Here is a 17,343-nt window from a genome sequence, read left to right as displayed (position 1 = left end):
GCTCTCAACGGTCTTCTACGTCACGTCCCGACGGCCGATCCGGGCGTTCTGCCGGGAATACGACATGCCCGTCGTGCTGCCGTGCCTCCAGCTCCTTCATCAGGTCCTGGAGCTCCGAGCGGATCCAGTCGCGGGTCGCCACCTCCCCGAGGCCGATCCTGAGCGAGGCGATCTCGCGGGTCAGGTACTCGGTGTCCGCGATCGACCGCTCGTTCTGCTTGCGGTCCTGTTCGAGGTTGACCCGGTCCCGGTCGTCCTGCCGGTTCTGCGCGAGCAGGATCAGCGGGGCGGCGTAGGAGGCCTGGAGGGACAGCATCAGCGTGAGGAAGATGAACGGGTAGTGGTCGAAGCGCAGGTCGCCGGGCGCGAAGATGTTCCACAGCACCCACACGATGATGACGACCGTCATCCAGACGATGAACCGCCCGGTGCCCAGGAACCGCGCGATGCGCTCCGACAGCCGTCCGAACGCCTCCGGGTCCCACTCGGGCAGCAGCCGGCGGCGCGGCGGGCGGGGCTGGTCGAGGCGGGCGCGGGGGCGGGGGGCCGCCGTGGCGCCGGAAGGGGTGCGCTCGCGGTTCGGGGTCTCGCGCTCAGGCGTCATGGTGGGCCGCCCCCTCCGCGTCGAACTCCGTCTCCCGCCAGTCCTCCGGCAGCATGTGGTCCAGTACGTCGTCCACCGTCACCGCGCCGAGCAGCGACCCCGCCTCGTCGACCACGGGCGCCGCGACCATGTCGTACGTGGCGAAGAACCCGGCGACGACCGGCAGGGGCGCGTCCGGGTCCAGGGCCTGCAGGTCGTCGTCGACGAGCGAACTGACCAGGGTGTACGGCGGATCGCGCAGCAGGCGCTGGAAGTGGACCGTGCCGAGGTACTTGCCGGTCGGGGTGTCGTCGGGCGGGCGGCACACGTAGACCTGGGCGGCGAGGGCCGGGGAGAGGTCGGAGTTGCGGACCCGGGCGAGCGCGTCGGCGACGGTCGCGTCCGGCCGCAGGACGATCGGTTCCGTCGTCATCAGACCGCCGGCCGTGTGCTCCTCGTAGGCCAGCAGGCGCCGCATGTCGGCCGCGTCGCCGGGCTGCATCAGGCTCAGCAGCCGCTCCTGCTCCTCCGTGGGGAGCTCGGAGAGCAGGTCGGCCGCGTCGTCCGGGTCCATGGCCTCCAGGACGTCGGCGGCCCGGTCCGCCTTCAGCTTGCCGAGGATCTCGATCTGGTCGTCCTCGGGGAGCTCTTCCAGTACGTCGGCCAGCCGGTCGTCGTCGAGGGCCGCGGCCACCTCCGCGCGGCGCTTGGGGGAGAGGTGGTGCAGGACGTTGGCGAGGTCGGCGGCGCGCAGCTGCTCGAAGGTGGCCAGGAGGCTCTCCGCGCCCTGTCCCTGCTCCTCCAGGGTGAAGCCGGTCACCGCGGACCACTCGACGGTCAGCGCCTCTCCCTTGCGCCGGAAGGCCCCGCCCTTGCCGCCCTTGCGGACGAAGACGCGGTGGATCTCCCAGTCGCGGCGGGCCGGCAGCTGCTGCACCGCCACGTCCAGGACGGTGACCTGTTCGTCGGTCTCCACGAGGGTGACCCGCCGGTCCAGGAGCTCGCCGAAGACCAGGCGCTCGGTGGGCCGTTGCTCGAAGCGGCGGACGTTGAGCACACCGGTGGAGATGACCTGGCCCGACTCGATGCTCGTCACCCGGGTCATGGGCAGGAAGATGCGGCGCCGGGTGGACAGTTCGACGACCAGGCCGAGCACACGCGGGGGCCGACGGCCGACGCGCAGCACGACGACCAGGTCGCGGACGCGGCCGACCTGGTCGCCGTTGGGGTCGAAGACGGCGACTCCGGCGAGATGCGAGACAAAGATCCGGGGGGCTCCCGCTGCCATGGCTGTGCTTCCTTTGCGTACGGGGTGTTTCGTTCGTCGGTCGTTGTCCGGATTGCCCGCTCGGGAGGGCTTCAGGCTAGCCCGTACCGATCGGATACGCCCTGGTGAGCGGTCTGGACGGGCTGGCTCCGCCCGGGGTCCCGGGCCCCGGTACGCTGCCGTACGCCGCTGAAGGACCCTCGTCAGAAAGGCAGCCCCCTCTGTGACTGCGATTCCCCAGGGCCGTACCCGCAGGGCCGTGCTGGTGGGCGCGATGTGCGCCCTGGTCGTGACGGGGACGGGGCTGACGGGCTGCAGTGAGGATCCCGACGCGGACACCAACGGTGTCGGCAAACTGTCCGCCGAGCAGATCCAGTCCAGGACGCGGACGGCCGCCGGGTCCGCCCACGCGCTGCGCCTGTCCGGGAACGTGGTGACGAGTGGGCGTACGTACAAGCTCGACATGCGCCTGAGCTCCGGCGGCGGCTCCGGGTCGGTCACCGCGGAGGGGGACACCTTCCAGCTGCTGCGGATCGGTGAGGAGCTGTATCTGAAGGCCGACGCGGGCTTCTGGACGCAGGCGGACGGCAAGGGCGACGGCTCGGAGCCGGACGCGGCGGCGGACAAGCTCGACGGCAAGTACGTGAAGGTGCCGTCGGGCGACCCGGCGTACAAGAAGTTCAGCGGTTTCACGGACAAGGACGTTCTCCTCGACGGGCTTCTGACCCTGCACGGCACGCTGGGCACCGACGGTCACCATGAGCAGGCGGGTACCCGCACGATCCGAATCACCGGTGACGAGGGCGACGGCGGCACGCTGGACGTCTCGCTGGAGGGGCAGCCGTACCCCCTGCGCCTGGTACGGGCGGGCGGCGCGGGCACGCTGACCTTCTCGGCCTGGGGCAAGAACTTCGCCCTGACCGAGCCGAAGAAGGACGAGACGGTGGACTACGGCAGACAACTGCCGACGTCCTAGCCGCGTTTGCGGCGCTTCATCAGGAGGCGCGGAAGACCCGCTGGGGCCGGCTCACGCGTGGTCGCCGGTGTCGGCAGCGGCGGTTCGGCCAGGTCACCGTCGGGCAGCGGTGCCGTGACCCCGGTCGGCTCAAGACGCAGCACCCGGCACTCGCGGGACCAGCGGTCCGTCATCGCCTCGCCGTCGGGGGCGTTCAGCCGCTTCCCCTTGAGCTCGGCGACGGTCGCTTCCCATGCCTCGGAGCCGGCAGCGAGTTCCACGACCCTCGCCGCCCAGGAGACCAGCCGGCCTCCCTTGTCCTTGCTGCGGACGGTCACCTCGGCCGGGCCCGCGTCGGTCAGCCCAGGGAGCGGCTGCTCGCCGGGCCCGTCGCCGACCAGACAGGCCGCGCCCTCGTGCCAGACGTGCCACAGGGCGCGGGCCGGGCCGTCCGGCCCCTTGACCCAGATGAGGCCGGACTTCTTCGTGGCCTCCTCGACGAGGGCCCGGTCCAGCAGCTCGCTTGTCATGGCGGCCACTCTAGAGCCAGCCGTTGCGCTTGAGCGTGCGGTGGATGCCCAGGCAGATGACCCCGGTGATCGCCATGATCACGGGGTAGCCGAGCTTCCAGTGGGTCTCGGGCATGTAGTCGAAGTTCATGCCGTAGACACCGCAGACCATCGTCGGTACGGCGACGATCGCGGCCCAGGACGTGATCTTCCGCATGTCCTCGTTCTGCGCGACGGACGCCTGCGCGAGGTTGGCCTGGAGGATCGAGTTGAGCAGTTCGTCGAAGCCGAGGACCTGCTCCTGGACGCGGGCGAGGTGGTCGGCGACGTCCCGGAAGTACTTCTGGATGTCGGGGTCCACGAGCCGCATCGGCCGCTCGCTGAGCAGCTGCATGGGGCGCAGCAGCGGCGCGACGGCCCGCTTGAACTCCAGTACCTCACGCTTGAGCTGGTAGATCCGCGCCGAGTCGACACCGCGCGAGACCTTGCCGCCGCGGCCCGGTGTGAAGACCTCCGTCTCCACCTCGTCGATGTCGTCCTGCACCGCGTCGGCGACCGCGACATAGCCGTCGACGACATGGTCGGCGATCGAGTGCAGCACCGCCGAGGGGCCCTTGGCGAGCAGTTCGGGGTCGTCCTGGAGGCGGTGCCTGAGCGACTTCAGCGAACCCTGGCCGCCGTGCCGGACGGTGATGAAGAAGTCCCGGCCGGTGAAGCACATGACCTCGCCGGTCTCGACGATCTCGCTGTTGGCGGTGAGTTCGTCGTGCTCGACGTAGTGGATGGTCTTGAAGACGGTGAACAGGGAGTCGTCGTAGCGCTCCAGCTTGGGCCGCTGGTGGGCCTGGACGGCGTCCTCGACGGCGAGCGGGTGGAGTCCGAACTCGCCCGCGATACCGGAGAATTCGGCCTCGCTCGGCTCGTGCAGGCCGATCCACACGAACCCGCCGTCGCGGCGCACCTGGCGCATCGCCTCGTGCGGGCTCAGCGGGACCGGGGTGACCACGCGCCGGCCGTCGCGGTAGACCGCGCAGTCGACGACGGCGGAGGGCGTCGAGGGGTCGCGCGTCGCGTCGTACGCGCCGGTGTCCTTGCGCAGCGAGGGACGCGACGGGCGGACTGCGGCACGCAGGTCACGGATCATCGACATGGCAGGCTCCTTCGTGACGGGCGACAAAGGGCACCTGCGACGGGTGGAACTACCCGGAATGGGGACGTCCGGAAACTCGTGTGTTTGGCACGTCCGCAAAGCGGGGAGCACCGCACCATCGCGGTGGCGAACTTCGTCACTGATTCAGGTACTGCTGCAGCTACTGCTTCAGATCAGACAGATCAGGCAAAACGAAACGAAGTGCTCTTCCGCACGAAGACGCGAACGTGAGAGGCGGCGGTTGCCGAACGTCACAGAGGCTGCATCAGCGGCCGGAAGAACGAGTGGTACTACCAGGTCGACTTCGATCCATGACAGCCCCACCTCCTCCGGCCGGTCCCTCGTAAGGGACGATCCATTCCCGTAAGGGAGTCTCACCAGGCGTCGGGACTTGATGCGCGACGTTTCTACGTGCTGCCCCGACGACCGGGCCAGACTAGCAGCAGGCCGAAGTGTCAAGGCGCTGCTTTGCCCGGTGGTGACGAGTTCTATGCTCGCCGCATGGCTGATGTTCTTCCTCTGGTCGAGGCCCGGTTGCGCAGCGCCCTGGGCGAGCCGGACGCGCGCGCGGCGGTCACTTTTCTGGGCACGGACCGCATCGAGGTGCTCCGCTTCACCGACGGGGACGTCGTCCGCTACGCCACGCTCGGCATGTCCGCCCAGCCGATGGGCGACCCGACCTCGATGCTCGCCGACCCGCTGAAGGGACCGCGCGCCGAACTGGTCATCTCCGTACGGGGCGGGCTCGCCGAGACCGACAAGGTGCTCCGCCCGCTCGCCGTGCTCGCCGCGTCCCCGCAGGTCGAGGGTGTGATCGTGGCCCCGGGTGCCTCGCTCGACGTAGGCGAACCGCTGTGGCCCGGCGCCTCGTTCACCTCGGTCCTGGTCGCCGAGCCGGGCGGACTCGTCGAGGACCTGGAGCTGGACGATCCTCTCGACCCGGTCCGTTTCCTGCCGCTGCTCCCCATGACGCCCAACGAGGCCGCCTGGAAGCGGGTGCACGGCGCCGAGGCGCTCCAGGAGCGCTGGCTGACGAACGGGACGGACCTCAGGGATCCCTCCCGGAAGTCCGTCCCGCTCGCCTGACCATCGGGTGAGCAAGCTCACCAACCGGTGGCCGGAAAGCGTCAGTTGGCGAAGACGGCGACGCTGTCCTCGGTCGCGTGCCTCGGCTCCAGCTCCTCGGCCTCGTGCGTGAGCGCCTTGCGCCGTACGACGACCACGAGCGCGCCCAGCACCGCGGTCACCGCCGCCACCACGAAGGGGATGTGGATGTTGCTCCACTCCTCGATCTTCGGTGCGAAGAAGGGGGCCGCCGCGGCGGCGAACCAGCGCACGAAGTTGTAGCCGGCGCTCGCCACGGGCCGCGGGGCGTCCGAGACGCCGAGCGCCAGCTCCGTGTAGACCGTGTTGTTCACGCCGATGAAGGCGCCGGACAGGATCGTGCAGACGATGGCCATGGTGTGGTTGCCGTAGCCGAGGACGAGCACGTCGGCCGCGAGCAGCACCAGCGAGCCGCCGAGCACCTTCAGTGAACCGAACCGCTCCTGCAGCCGCGGGGCCGCGAACACCGAGAAGACGGCGAGCAGCACGCCCCAGGCGAAGAACACGGCACCCGACTTGTACGGGGTCATGTCCAGCACGAACGGGGTGAAGGCCAGCACGGTGAAGAACGTGTAGTTGTAGAAGAACGACGAGGCCGCGGCCGAGGCCAGGCCGCCGTGGCCGAGCGCCTTGATCGGGTCGAGCAGGGACGTCTTGCGGGCCGGCGTGGGCTGCTCCTTCAGGAACACCGAGATGCACAGGAAGCCGATCGCCATCAGGAACGCCGTGCCGAAGAACGGGTAGCGCCAGCTGGCGTCACCGAGCAGGGCGCCCACGAGCGGGCCGCACGCCATGCCGAGGCCGAGGGCGGACTCGTACAGCAGGATCGCCGCCGCGCTGCCGCCGGCCGCCGCGCCGACGATGACGGCGAGGGCGGTGGAGACGAAGAGGGCGTTGCCGAGGCCCCAGCCGGCCCGGAAGCCGACCAGTTCGGCGACCGAGCCCGAGGTGCCCGCGAGTCCGGCGAAGACCACGACGACGGCGAGTCCGGCCAGCAGGGTCTTCTTGCCGCCGATGCGGCTGGAGACGAAGCCGGTGACCAGCATCGCGATCGCGGTGATCAGGAAGTACGAGGTGAACAGCAGGGAGACCTGGCTGGCCGTGGCGTCCAGGCCCTTGGCGATCGACGGCAGGATCGGGTCCACGAGTCCGATGCCCATGAAGGCGACGACGGAGGCACCTGCCGTCGCCCACACGGCCTTCGGCTGGCGCAGGATGCCGCCGGCTCCCGCATCAAAGGGGTCCATGGTCTTCCTCCACTCCTCACGGAGATAGTTGGTATATGCACATAGTAAGTTAGAGCGGCTAATGAATGCAAGCTACATCTAGTTCCGCTGGTGAGGGCCGCCGGGATCGGGAGTGAACCGCTTCCCTCCGGACGGGTGATCGTCCTTGACGTGGCGGGGTGAGGGTAGGACCGTTGGGCCCTATGAGGGGCGAACCCAGTTGCCCGAAGTGTGGTGGCCGGGTCAGGGCTCCCGGACTCTTCGCCGATTCCTGGCAGTGCGACGTGCACGGGACGGTGCATCCGCTGCAGCCCGTGATCCCGCCGAGCGTCGAGGCTCTCGATGTCGTGGTGCACCGCACCCAGGTGCCGGTGTGGATGCCGTGGCCGCTGCCGGTCGGCTGGCTGTTCACGGGCGTGGTCTGCGCGGGCGACGACCGCAGCGGCGGTCGCGCGACGGCTGTGGCGTGCACGGGACCCGGCCCGCTCGGGGGCGTCGGCGAGCTGATCCTGGTCGCCGAGGAACTCGGGGTCGGGCTCGGGGCGCGGTACGCGGGGATCGACGCCCCGGACCCGGGGCCGTACATGAGCGTGGAGAAGCCGCCGCAGGCCAAGGTGCTGGCCGCGGGGCGGCCGACGCCGTTGTGGCATGTCGCGGGAGCGCCGGACGACCGGGCCGTCTTCGCCGGTGAGGCCCTCGGGCTGTGGCTCTGGGCCGTGGTGTGGCCCGAGCAGTCCGGGCTGCTGATGTACGACGAACTGGTGCTGACGGATCTGCGGGACGCGGGCGCGGAGGTGGAACTGGTGCCCTGCGGGGCGTTGTCGCCGCGCTTGCTGAAGCCGTAGCGCCTACGGGGGTGGGCTTCTGTCGCCGGGCGGGTGCGGCTTTGTCGTGGCCGGGCGCGCCCACGCGGCGGTAGCCGCACATCGAAACAGCCCCGCGCGCCCAGGGGGTTACCCTTGGGCGTCCTTTTCTGTCCCCCTGGCCCGGTGGAGTTTCCCCTCGTGCGTATCGATCTGCACTGTCACTCCACTGCCTCCGACGGGACCGACACGCCTGCCGAGCTGGTGCGCAACGCCGCCGCTGCCGGGCTGGACGTCGTCGCCCTCACCGATCACGACACGACTCGCGGGTACGGCGAGGCGCTCGCCGCGTTGCCCGAGGGGCTGACGCTGGTCACCGGGGCCGAGCTGTCCTGCCGTGTCGGCGGGGTGTCCATGCACATGCTGGCCTACCTCTTCGACCCCGAGGAACCGGCGCTGCTCGCCGAGCGGGAACTGGTGCGGGACGACCGGGTGCCCCGGGCCCGCGGGATGGTCGCCCGGCTCCAGGAGCTGGGCGTACCGGTCACCTGGGAGCAGGTGGCGCGGATCGCCGGAGACGGGTCCGTCGGGCGGCCGCATGTCGCCACCGCGCTCGTCGAGCTGGGGGTCGTGCCGAGCGTGGACGCCGCGTTCACCACCGACTGGCTCGCCGACGGCGGGCGGGCGCATGTGGAGAAGCACGAGACGGATCCCTTCGAGGCGATCCGCCTGGTCAAGGGTGCCGGCGGGGTCACCGTGTTCGCCCACCCGGGCGCCAGCAAGCGCGGCCACACGGTCCCGGAGTCCGCGATCGCCGAGATGGCCGCCGCCGGGCTCGACGGCATCGAGGTCGATCACATGGACCACGACGAGCGGACACGCGTACGGCTGCGTGGGCTCGCCGCGGAACTGGGGCTGCTGACCACCGGGTCCAGCGACTACCACGGCAGCCGGAAGACGGTCACCCTCGGCGAGTACACGACGGATCCCGAGGTGTACGGGGAGATCACGCGCCGGGCGACGGGTGCGTTTCCCGTCCCGGGGACCGGCGGAATCTGAGCCTCGGCCCCGCTTCCCGTCCCCATTCCTGCAAGGCTGCAAGGCTCCCCATGTTCGACGTCGCCGTCTTCGGCTCGCTCTTCCTCACCCTGTTCGTGATCATGGATCCCCCAGGGATCACCCCGATCTTCCTCGCGCTGACCGCCGGCCGGCCCGGCAAGGTACAGAAGCGGATGGCCTTCCAGGCTGTCTGCGTGGCGGGCGGTGTCATCACCGTGTTCGGGCTCCTGGGCCACCAGATCCTCGACTACCTGCACGTCTCCGTGCCCGCGCTGATGATCGCGGGCGGGCTGCTGCTCCTGCTGATCGCCCTTGACCTGCTCACCGGCAAGACCGACGAGCCGCAGCAGACCAAGGACGTCAACGTGGCGCTCGTACCACTGGGCATGCCGCTGCTGGCCGGTCCCGGTGCGATCGTCTCGGTCATCCTCGCCGTGCAGAAGGCGGACGGTCTCGCCTCGCAGGTGTCGGTGTGGACGGCGATCCTCGCCATCCATGTCGTGCTGTGGCTGGTGATGCGGTACTCGCTGCTGATCATCCGGGTCATCAAGGACGGCGGGGTGGTGCTGGTGACACGCCTCGCGGGCATGATGCTCTCCGCGATCGCCGTGCAGCAGATCATCAACGGGGTGACCCAGGTGATCCGGGCGAGCTGAGGTGGGGGGATCTGCTCGGACATGCGCAGAGCCCCCGCCCGGCGTCGGTGCCTGGGCGGGGGCTCTGAAGCTGTCTGCGGTGATCCGCGTCGGTGTTACGAGGCCGTGGTGTCGGCCGGACGGATCCACAGCCGCTGCCCTATGGCGGCGGCCTGCTGAACGATCCGGTTGACGGAGGCGGCGTCCACAACGGTGCTGTCCACGGGCGTACCGTCGACGTCGTCGAGTCGCATGATTTCGAAGCGCACAGGCTTCTCCCTTCGTCTGGTCATCCTCCTGCGGAGAATTGCTGCGTACGTAGGTAGTCAACGGGGTGCGTGTTACAAACATTCCCTACGCTAAAGAAATTTTTCGAACGACTAACTACTGACCGGTAAGTGAGTCTTCGGAGACTCCTTGGGACCGGTTGTGTTCGCAGCGTGACCGCCGGGACAATGGGAGGTGATGAACGACGACCTCGCGCCCCTGAGCGCCCGCATCGACCGCACCAACGAGCTGCTCCAGCGCATGCTCGCCGAGGTGGCGAAGACGCCCTCGACGCATGCGATCTTCGTCGACGCGGGTTACCTCTACGCGGCCGCGGGACGACTCGTCGCCGGTACCGAGGACCGGCGCGCCTTCGACCTCGACGCCGAGGGTCTGATCGAGGCCCTCATCGACAAGGCCCGCACGATCTTCGCGGACAGCAGACTCCTGAGGGTCTACTGGTACGACGGCGCGAGACGGCGTATCCACACGTCGGAGCAGCAGTCCATCGCCGAACTCCCGGACGTCAAGGTCCGGTTGGGCAACCTCAACGCCAACAACCAGCAGAAGGGCGTCGATTCGCTGATCCGCAGCGACCTCGAGTCGCTGGCCCGCCACCGCGCCATCAGTGACGCGGCACTCCTCGGCGGCGACGAGGACCTGGTCTCGGCGGTCGAGGCGGCCCAGGGCTACGGCGCCCGCGTCCACCTCTGGGGCATCGAGGCACCCGAGGGCCGCAACCAGGCGGAGCCCCTGCTCTGGGAGGTCGACAGCCAGCGCACCCTCGACCTCGACTTCTTCAAACCGTACGTCTCACGGCGCGCGGCGGCCGCCTACGAGGCGGCGGTCACCCGGCCCACCCGTGAGGGCGTCCGCTTCGTCGGTGCCCAGATCGCCGCGAAGTGGCTGGCGGAGCGGGGGAGGGCGGCCCTTCAGGAACTGCTGCCCGGGCATCCGTATCTGCCGGGCTCGGTGGACCAGGACCTGCTGGTGGAGGCGGAGGGACTTCTCCAGTACTCCCTGCGCGGCCAGTCGGACCTGCGGCGGGCACTGCGGGACGGGTTCTGGGAGCACTTGCAGGGGCAGTACTGACGGGCGCTCGGCGGGGGCGCCGACGGAGTGGGTGCGATGCTCAGGGTCGGGGGGTGATGCCGTCGGCGGTGCTGTCCCAGAAGTCGGCCAGGGCTCGGGCCGTGGGGAGGGGCTGGTCGACGTTGGGGGAGTGGTCGGCGCCCGGGATCACCGTGCGGCGCGCGTGGAGCCGTACGGCCATGTCGTCGAGGAGATTCACCGGCCAGGTGTCGTCCTGGGAGCCCGAGAGGACGTGGAACGGCAGCGGGACGGCGGCCAGTTCGGCGACCAGGTCCGGCTCCGTGCACAACTGGCGGCCTGTCGCGAGGAGTTGGGCGGGCTGGTTGCCGAGCCAGCGACGGCGGAGCTGTTCGATGTCGCCGATGCCCTTCGCGGGGCCGCCGACCTCCTCCGGCGGTCCCATGGCCAGGATCGCCGCCCACACCTCGGCCATCGTCATCACACCGAGCGCGTCCCGCAGCAGTTTCACGCGCTGCTGCTGGGAGTCGGAGATCTGCGCGGGGCCCGAGGAGACGAGGGTGAAGGACAGGAAGGGCGAGTGGTCCAGCAGTACGGCCGCGCGCGCGATCTGACCGCCGAGCGAGTGGCCGACCAGGTGTACGGGAGCGCCGACCGCCGCGGCCTGGGCGAGTACGTCCTGCGCCAACTCGCCCCGCTCGTAAGCGGATTCGTCGGTCCCCGGCCCGTCCGACTCGAACTGCCCCCGTCCGTCCACGGCCACGACCCGGTACCCGCGTGCCGCCAACGGCTCATGGAGCAGCGTGAAGTCCTCCTTGCTCCCCGTGAACCCGGGCAGCACCAGCGCGGTGCCCCTCTGGGCGACACCGGGGCGCACCTCGGAATCCACGACCGCGAACTCACCGCGCGCGGTGCGCAGGGAGTACGCGCGGGCGCCGGGCGGTGGGGCGAAGACGGCTCGGATGCTCACGGGGTGAGGGTATCGGGGGAAGGCGACGGTACGGCGCTGCAGGGGCCCCCGAGGGGCGGTGCCGGGAACGCCGACGGCCCGGCCCCTGTGAGGGGGCCGGGCCGTCAGGTCCGGGCTCAGCTGTCCGCGGGTTCCGCGGCGGCCGTCTTGCGGACCCGGCGGCGCGGTGCGGCGGCCTTCGGCTCCTGGTCGGCCTGGGCCGGGATAGCGGCGCTCACCGCGGGCTCGGCGGCCTTGCGGGTGGTGCGCCGGCGCGGCTTGGCCTCGGTGGCTTCGGCCGTGTCGACGGCTGCCTCGGCTGCCTTGGTGGCCGCGGTCTTGCGGGTGCGGCGGGGCTTGGGCTCCGCGGCTTCCGCTGTGTCGGCGGTGAGGGTGGCCTCCGGTGCGGTGGCGGTGGTCTTGCGGGTGCGGCGCGGCTTGGTGACCGTGCCTTCCGCGGTGTCCACCGCTGCTTCGGCTGCCTCGGCCGCCTTGGTGGCGGCGGTCTTCCGGGTCCGCCGCGGCTTGGCCTCCGCGACCTCGGCGACCTGAGGCTCCTGGACCGGCTGGACCGTCGGAACCGTCTGGACCGGGATCTCGGCGGGCTCGGCCGCCTTGCGGGTACGGCGGCGCGGTGTGGTCTCCGTGGCCTCGACGGCCGGAGCCGCAATGGCTGCCTTACGGGTCCGGCGCGGCTTGGCCTCGGTGGCTTCGGCCGTGTCGACGGCGGCCTCGGCTGCCTTGGTGGCCGCGGTCTTGCGGGTGCGGCGGGGCTTGGGCTCCGCGGCTTCGGCCGTGTCGGCGGTGAGGGTGGCCTCCGGTGCGGTGGCGGTGGTCTTGCGGGTGCGGCGCGGCTTGGTGACCGTGCCTTCTGCGGTGTCCACCGCTGCCTCGGCCGCCTTGGTGGCGGCGGTCTTGCGGGTCCGCCGCGGCTTGGCCTCCGCGACCTCGGCGACCTCCGCGACCGCGGTCTCCACCGTTTCCACGGCGGCCACGGCGGGCTCGGCGGCCTTGCGGGTACGGCGACGCGGCGTGGTCACCGTGGCCTCGACGGTGTCCACGGCGGCCTCGGCGGCCGGAGCCGCGGCAGCTGCCTTACGGGTCCGGCGCGGCCTGGTCGCCGGAGCCTCCGGAGCGACCTCGGTCACCGGCGCCGCCTCGACGGCCGTCTCCACCACGGCCGGCGTCTCCGCGGCCTTGCGGGTACGGCGGCGGCGCGGCTTCGCCGGGCTCTCGGTGTCCAGGGACGGGCCCTCCGCCGTCGTGACGGCGGACTCGGCGGCCTCGGACGCGGCCGGCTGGACCGGCGCCGCTGCCGTGGTCGCCGTGACCGGCGCAGAGTCGGCCGGGCCGCCGCGGGTGCGGCGACGGCGGCGCGGGGTGCGGGGCGAGGTGGTCTCCTCGGTCGCGCCGGTCTCCGACGGGGCGACCGCCTCGGCGGAGGGCGTCCCGTCCAGCACGGACCCGCTGCGGGTACGGCGGCGACGGCGCGGAGTACGGTCCGGACGCTCGCGGTCGGCGGAGCGGGACTCGTCCCGGCCGCCACGTCCACGACCCCGGTCGCCCCGGTCCCGGTCACCGCGGCCACGCGCACCGCGTCCGCCCGTCTCGCCCAGGTCCTCCAGCTCCTCCGCGCCGAGGCCCGCCAGCGTGCGCTCCGCCCGCGGCAGGACACCCTTGGTGCCCGCGGGGATGTTCATCTCCTCGTAGAAGTGCGGGGAGGTGGAGTACGTCTCCGGCGGGTTGCTGAAGTCGAGCTCCAGCGCCTTGTTGATGAGCTGCCAGCGCGGGATGTCGTCCCAGTCGACGAGCGTGACGGCGATGCCCTTGGCGCCCGCACGGCCGGTACGGCCGATGCGGTGCAGGTACGTCTTCTCGTCCTCGGGGGACTGGTAGTTGATGACGTGCGTGACGCCCTCGACGTCGATGCCGCGGGCGGCGACGTCGGTGCAGACGAGCACGTCGACCTTGCCGTTGCGGAACGCGCGCAGGGCCTGCTCGCGGGCGCCCTGGCCGAGGTCGCCGTGGACCGCGCCGGACGCGAAGCCGCGCTGCTGGAGCTGGTCGGCGAGGTCGGCCGCCGTGCGCTTGGTGCGGCAGAACACCATGACCGGGCCACGGCCCTCGGCCTGCAGGATGCGCGCGACCATCTCGGGCTTGTCCATGTTGTGCGCGCGGTACACGTGCTGCTTGGTGTTCGCGACGGTCCTGCCGGCGTCGTCCGGCGACGTGGCGTTGATGTGCGTGGGCTGCGACATGTAGCGGCGGGCGAGTCCGATGACCGCGCCCGGCATGGTCGCCGAGAACAGCATGGTCTGGCGCTTGGCCGGAAGCATGTTGATGATCTTCTCGACGTCGGGCAGGAAGCCCAGGTCGAGCATCTCGTCGGCCTCGTCCAGGACGAGCGCCTTGATCTGGCTGAGGTCGAGCTTCTTCTGGCCCGCGAGGTCCAGGAGCCGGCCCGGGGTGCCGACCACGAGGTCGATGCCCTTCTTGAGGGCCTCGACCTGGGGCTCGTAGGCGCGGCCGCCGTAGATGGCGAGAACGCGTACGTTGCGCACCTTGCCCGCGGTCAGCAGGTCGTTGGTCACCTGGGTGCACAGCTCGCGCGTGGGGACGACGACGAGCGCCTGGGGGGCGTCGGTCAGGTCCTCGGGCCTGGCGCGGCCGGCCTCGACGTCGGCGGGGACGGTGACGCGCTCGAGGAGCGGGAGGCCGAAGCCCAGCGTCTTGCCGGTGCCGGTCTTGGCCTGGCCGATGACGTCGGAGCCGGAGAGGGCCACCGGAAGCGTCATCTGCTGAATGGGGAACGGGTTGACGATGCCGACGGCTTCGAGGGCTTCGGCCGTCTCGGTGAGAATCCCGAGATCGCGAAAAGTCGTAGTCAGGGTGCTGCCTCTTCTGTGTGCGCGGTGCGAGGCGAGCGCGGGGGTCGTCCTGCCGTGCTGGGGACGTCGGCTGCCTTACGGACAAGCCGTAATGGCGCGGGACCACTGCCGACGCTCTAGCGCTCGTACCGCTGAGGGATCCCCCTCCGAACTTCGTACGCAATGTGCCGTACGGGCGAGGAGGGCTGTCGGGTCGGAGCCGATCGGGCCACCGACCGGGCATCCTCATACGTGCGGCCTGTCGAGATACGGCGCGGTAATCAAGTGCGGTCGTATCAGCAGGCGCATTACCACCATACCCCGGAATCGTGCACATGTGATGGCCGATTTGGTCACGTAGTCGTCGTCACACTGATTGACCAGGGCCTTCCGCCCTCCGGAGAGCGGGCTATTGTGCGCTTCATGACGACCTCTGACAAGCCCGACAACGCCTCCGAGACCCCTGCCGAACGCACCGCAGTCGCCGCCCAGAACTGGACGAAGGCCGCCGCCGATCCGCAGTACCGAGCCGCGGTCGTCGACCTGCTCGGCGCGCTCGCGTACGGCGAGCTGGCGGCCTTCGAGCGGCTCGCGGAGGACGCCAAGCTGGCGCCGACGCTGACGGACAAGGCGGAGCTGGCGAAGATGGCGTCGGCGGAGTTCCACCACTACGAGAAGCTGCGCGACCGGCTGACCGAGATCGGTGAGGAGCCCACGCTCGCGATGGAGCCGTTCGTCGCGGCGCTGGACGGCTTCCACCGGCAGACGGCTCCGTCGGACTGGCTGGAGGGGCTCGTCAAGGCCTACGTCGGCGACTCGATCGCCAGTGACTTCTACCGGGAGGTCGCGGCCCGGCTCGACTCGGACTCCCGCGAACTGGTGCTGGCGGTGCTCGACGACACCGGGCACGCGGAGTTCGCCGTCGAGAAGGTGCGCGGCGCCATCGACGCGGATCCGCGCGTGGGCGGGCGACTCGCCCTGTGGGCGCGGCGGTTGATGGGGGAGGCGCTGTCGCAGTCGCAGCGGGTCGTCGCCGACCGGGACGCGCTGTCGACGATGCTCGTCGGGGGCGTCGCGGACGGGTTCGATCTCGCCGAGGTGGGGCGGATGTTCTCGCGGATCACCGAGGCGCACACCAAGCGGATGGCCGCGTTGGGTTTGGCCGCGTAGCGCCTGGAAGCACGGGGCGCCCGGCAGGGGCGGGATACCTGGCAGGTTCGGGGCGCCTCGCGGCGGAGGCTGAACCTCGTCGGTGGCTGCGGGGCCGGCGCGGCTTGTCGCGCTCACACGGCGGGGGCGTATGTCAGTACACCCCCGCGCCCCGAAAGGGCGTTGCCTACGCCGGTGCTGAGCGGCGCAGTCTTCCGTTCGGCCGCAGCAGCAGGGACAGGGAGGCCACCGAGACCACTGCCGCGCCGATGAAGGTCAGCAGGACGGTGCTCGGGTCCAGCGCGGTGTGGGTCACGAAGGCGCCGAAAAGGGCTCCCGCGGTGCCCGTCGCGAGGACCAGGGAGCGGGTGGGCAGACGGTGCGAGAGCCGGCGTACCGCCACCCCCGCCAGCACGAGACCGAGCAATGCGGAGCCGAGCGCTTCGATCAACATCATGGGGTCCCTCCCACGCGGCCACACTGTTCATCACGGTCGTAGCCCGTCATACCCGTGACCTGCGGAATGCAATCCTCCTCCAGGCGCGAGTCGTGCTCCATCCGTGGCGGCGGATTTCCTGCGGAACATGCGCAGAGGGGCCCGGCGACTTCGAGTCGCCGGGCCCCTCTGCGCATGTCTGCCTACAGCGCGCCGAAGCCCACCTTGCGCGGAGCCGGCTCGCCGAGCTCGACGTACGCGAGACGTTCGGCCGGGACGAGGACCTTGCGGCCGTGCTCGTCCACCAGGCTCAGCAGCTGAGACTTGCCGGCCAGCGCCTCTGCCACCGCCCGCTCGACTTCCTCGGCGCTCTGACCGCTCTCCAGAACGATCTCGCGGGGCGCGTGCTGCACGCCGATCTTGACCTCCACGGCTATGTCCCTCCGACGGTCAGTGAAGTGCGCGGCCTTCCGCGCCGTACCCAGCACACATTAGCCCGGTGAGGGGACGTACACGTTCCGCGCAAGAACGCCAACAGCGAACAACCGACGGGAACAAACGACCCGCACGCGTGCGTGCGGGTCGAGTGGTGCGGCCGGTGAGCGGACGCTTTCAGTGGGAGTCGATGCCGTGCAGCGGGAAACCGGCGATGCCCCGCCATGCGAGGGACGTCAGCAGCTGGACCGCCTGGTCGCGCGGGACGCTGCGGTCGCTGTGCAGCCACGAGCGGGCCACCACCTGGGCGAGACCGCCGAGGCCCGAGGCGAGGAGCATCGACTCCGCGCGCGAGAGGCCGGTGTCCTCCGCGATGACGTCGCAGATCGCCTCGGCGCACTCGTTGGCCACCTTGTCGACGCGCTCACGCACCGCCGGCTCGTTCGTCAGGTCCGACTCGAAGACCAGGCGGAAGGCGCCGCCGTCGTCCTCGACGTACGCGAAGTAGGCGTCCATGGTCGCCCGTACCCGCTGCTTGTTGTCGGTCGTCGACGCGAGCGCGGTGCGGACGGACTGGATCAGGGACTCGCAGTGCTGGTCCAGCAGGGCGAGATAGAGGTCGAGCTTGCCCGGGAAGTGCTGGTAGAGCACCGGCTTGCTGACACCTGCGCGCTCGGCGATGTCATCCATCGCCGCCGCATGGTAGCCCTGGGCCACGAAGACTTCCTGCGCGGCGCCCAGCAGCTGGTTCCGTCGGGCACGGCGCGGCAGGCGCGTCCCCCGCGGGCGTGCTGCCTCTGTCTGCTCGATGGCTGTCACGCCGCCTCCCAATGTCGTCCACACGCGGTGTGCGCCGCGCCGCCATCGTACTTTTCGGTAACCCTGCTGTGCGCGGTGCG

The 17,343-nt window shown here is 70.7% G+C and carries 18 protein-coding genes; 7 read left to right on the top strand and 11 right to left on the bottom strand.

Going from position 1 to position 17,343, the window contains the following annotated elements; genetic code table 11:
• Positions 1-4: 4 nt before the first annotated feature.
• Positions 5-604, bottom strand: a complete 600-nt coding sequence (locus ACFYRX_RS01555) for a DUF1003 domain-containing protein (RefSeq protein ID WP_389095603.1) — start codon at positions 602-604, stop codon at positions 5-7.
• The gene (locus tag ACFYRX_RS01550; RefSeq protein WP_389095601.1) at positions 594-1,871 is read right to left on the bottom strand and encodes a magnesium transporter MgtE N-terminal domain-containing protein; all 1,278 of its coding nucleotides are present in this window, start codon (positions 1,869-1,871) and stop codon (positions 594-596) included. Before ACFYRX_RS01550 ends, ACFYRX_RS01555 begins: the two co-directional genes overlap by 11 nt.
• Before the next feature lie 202 nt (positions 1,872-2,073).
• On the opposite strand from ACFYRX_RS01550, the gene ACFYRX_RS01545 reads away from it, so the two are divergent.
• Positions 2,074-2,826 (top strand): hypothetical protein, encoded by a 753-nt coding sequence (locus ACFYRX_RS01545; RefSeq protein ID WP_389095599.1) that lies wholly within the window; start codon positions 2,074-2,076, stop codon positions 2,824-2,826.
• Here ACFYRX_RS01545 and ACFYRX_RS01540 read toward each other — a convergent pair.
• Both ACFYRX_RS01540 and ACFYRX_RS01535 read right to left on the bottom strand, forming a co-directional pair.
• Positions 2,823-3,335, bottom strand: coding sequence for a hypothetical protein (locus ACFYRX_RS01540; protein WP_389095597.1), 513 nt, complete (start codon positions 3,333-3,335; stop codon positions 2,823-2,825). The two genes, ACFYRX_RS01545 and ACFYRX_RS01540, sit on opposite strands and share 4 nt — an antisense overlap.
• Before the next feature lie 10 nt (positions 3,336-3,345).
• The gene (locus tag ACFYRX_RS01535) at positions 3,346-4,464 is read right to left on the bottom strand and encodes a magnesium and cobalt transport protein CorA (protein WP_389095595.1); all 1,119 of its coding nucleotides are present in this window, start codon (positions 4,462-4,464) and stop codon (positions 3,346-3,348) included.
• A gap of 501 nt (positions 4,465-4,965) precedes the next feature.
• Here ACFYRX_RS01535 and ACFYRX_RS01530 point away from each other — a divergent pair.
• Positions 4,966-5,550, top strand: a complete 585-nt coding sequence (locus ACFYRX_RS01530) for a suppressor of fused domain protein (RefSeq protein WP_389095593.1) — start codon at positions 4,966-4,968, stop codon at positions 5,548-5,550.
• A 41-nt stretch (positions 5,551-5,591) separates the two neighbouring features.
• Here ACFYRX_RS01530 and ACFYRX_RS01525 read toward each other — a convergent pair whose 3' ends face one another.
• Positions 5,592-6,815, bottom strand: coding sequence for an MFS transporter (locus ACFYRX_RS01525; protein ID WP_389095591.1), 1,224 nt, complete (start codon positions 6,813-6,815; stop codon positions 5,592-5,594).
• A 182-nt stretch (positions 6,816-6,997) separates the two neighbouring features.
• Between ACFYRX_RS01525 and ACFYRX_RS01520 the strand changes: the two genes are divergently transcribed.
• From ACFYRX_RS01520 to ACFYRX_RS01510, 3 genes are all read left to right on the top strand, one after another.
• A complete protein-coding gene (locus ACFYRX_RS01520) occupies positions 6,998-7,639 on the top strand; it encodes a DUF6758 family protein (RefSeq protein ID WP_389095590.1) in 642 nt (213 codons plus the stop codon).
• A 159-nt stretch (positions 7,640-7,798) separates the two neighbouring features.
• Positions 7,799-8,656, top strand: coding sequence for a PHP domain-containing protein (locus ACFYRX_RS01515; protein WP_389095588.1), 858 nt, complete (start codon positions 7,799-7,801; stop codon positions 8,654-8,656).
• Between the two features lie 50 nt (positions 8,657-8,706).
• Positions 8,707-9,312 carry a MarC family protein gene (locus tag ACFYRX_RS01510; protein ID WP_389095586.1) on the top strand — a complete coding sequence of 202 codons (606 nt, stop codon included), beginning with the start codon at positions 8,707-8,709 and terminating at the stop codon, positions 9,310-9,312.
• A 95-nt stretch (positions 9,313-9,407) separates the two neighbouring features.
• Here ACFYRX_RS01510 and ACFYRX_RS01505 read toward each other — a convergent pair whose 3' ends face one another.
• Positions 9,408-9,560 (bottom strand): hypothetical protein, encoded by a 153-nt coding sequence (locus ACFYRX_RS01505; RefSeq protein WP_020136747.1) that lies wholly within the window; start codon positions 9,558-9,560, stop codon positions 9,408-9,410.
• 196 nt (positions 9,561-9,756) lie between these two features.
• Between ACFYRX_RS01505 and ACFYRX_RS01500 the strand changes: the two genes are divergently transcribed.
• A complete protein-coding gene (locus tag ACFYRX_RS01500) occupies positions 9,757-10,650 on the top strand; it encodes an NYN domain-containing protein (RefSeq protein ID WP_389095584.1) in 894 nt (297 codons plus the stop codon).
• Positions 10,651-10,690: 40 nt separating this feature from the next.
• Here the strand turns inward: ACFYRX_RS01500 and ACFYRX_RS01495 are convergent, their stop codons facing one another.
• Positions 10,691-11,578, bottom strand: coding sequence for an alpha/beta fold hydrolase (locus ACFYRX_RS01495; RefSeq protein ID WP_389095582.1), 888 nt, complete (start codon positions 11,576-11,578; stop codon positions 10,691-10,693).
• Positions 11,579-11,694: 116 nt separating this feature from the next.
• On the bottom strand, positions 11,695-14,352 hold the full coding sequence (locus ACFYRX_RS01490; RefSeq protein WP_389095580.1) for a DEAD/DEAH box helicase: 2,658 nt from the start codon (positions 14,350-14,352) through the stop codon (positions 11,695-11,697).
• A gap of 486 nt (positions 14,353-14,838) precedes the next feature.
• Here ACFYRX_RS01490 and ACFYRX_RS01485 point away from each other — a divergent pair, with 486 nt between their 5' ends.
• On the top strand, positions 14,839-15,594 hold the full coding sequence (locus ACFYRX_RS01485) for a ferritin-like fold-containing protein (protein ID WP_389095578.1): 756 nt from the start codon (positions 14,839-14,841) through the stop codon (positions 15,592-15,594).
• A gap of 166 nt (positions 15,595-15,760) precedes the next feature.
• On the opposite strand, the gene ACFYRX_RS01480 is transcribed toward ACFYRX_RS01485, so the two are convergent.
• The 3 genes from ACFYRX_RS01480 to ACFYRX_RS01470 form a co-directional block, all read right to left on the bottom strand.
• Entirely contained in the window at positions 15,761-16,030 is a 270-nt protein-coding gene (locus ACFYRX_RS01480; protein ID WP_389095576.1) for a hypothetical protein, read from the bottom strand.
• A gap of 182 nt (positions 16,031-16,212) precedes the next feature.
• Entirely contained in the window at positions 16,213-16,440 is a 228-nt protein-coding gene (locus ACFYRX_RS01475; protein ID WP_019980336.1) for a DUF3107 domain-containing protein, read from the bottom strand.
• 181 nt (positions 16,441-16,621) lie between these two features.
• Positions 16,622-17,263, bottom strand: coding sequence for a TetR/AcrR family transcriptional regulator (locus tag ACFYRX_RS01470; protein WP_389095574.1), 642 nt, complete (start codon positions 17,261-17,263; stop codon positions 16,622-16,624).
• Positions 17,264-17,343 lie beyond the last annotated feature (80 nt).

This window comes from Streptomyces sp. NPDC005374 (assembly GCF_042872225.1).
Taxonomy (GTDB): domain Bacteria; phylum Actinomycetota; class Actinomycetes; order Streptomycetales; family Streptomycetaceae; genus Streptomyces.
The sequence above is the reverse complement of the archived record's forward strand: the minus strand, read 5'-3'. Positions and strand labels throughout refer to the sequence as shown.